Below are 534 nucleotides of genomic sequence, written 5' to 3'. Positions count from 1 at the left end.
GATGGCGCCGGCGCCCGAGCTGCCAATCTCCCCCCTTGTGGGGGAGATGTCCGGCAGGACAGAGGGGGGCGCCGTGGAGCTCGACGATTGAAGCACAGCGGAGGCACCTATGCCTGACCGTTCCTTCCTCAACTGGCCCTTCTTCGAGGACCGCCACCGGAACCTCGCCGAAACCCTCGACGCCTGGTGCGCGAAGAACCTGCCGGTCGATCACCACGACGTCGATGCCGCATGCCGCGACCTCGTCGCCAAGCTCGGCCGCGATGGCTGGCTGAAGCCGACGGCGCTCGACCTGGCCAACCCCGGACCGCTCGACGTGCGCACGCTCTGCATCACCCGTGAGACGCTCGCCCGCCACGATGGCCTCGCCGACTTCGCCTTCGCCATGCAGGGCCTGGGCACCGGCGCGATCTCGCTGTTCGGCACGCCGGAGCAGCAGCGCTGGCTGGAAAAGACGCGAGCCGGCGAGGCGATCTCGGCCTTCGCGCTGTCGGAGCCGCGCTCGGGATCGGACGTCGCCAACATGGAAATGAC

1 protein-coding gene is annotated in these 534 nt (G+C 69.1%); it reads left to right on the top strand.

Going from position 1 to position 534, the window contains the following annotated elements; all coding sequences use genetic code 11:
• Positions 1-109: 109 nt before the first annotated feature.
• On the top strand, positions 110-534 hold a 425-nt coding region (locus EOA27_RS39525), incomplete at its 3' end, for an acyl-CoA dehydrogenase family protein (protein WP_145970947.1).

The sequence above is a fragment of the Mesorhizobium sp. M2A.F.Ca.ET.037.01.1.1 genome, assembly GCF_003998075.1.
In the GTDB taxonomy this organism is placed as follows: Bacteria; Pseudomonadota; Alphaproteobacteria; order Rhizobiales; family Rhizobiaceae; genus Mesorhizobium.
This window is presented reverse-complemented; position numbering and strand designations above follow the sequence as displayed.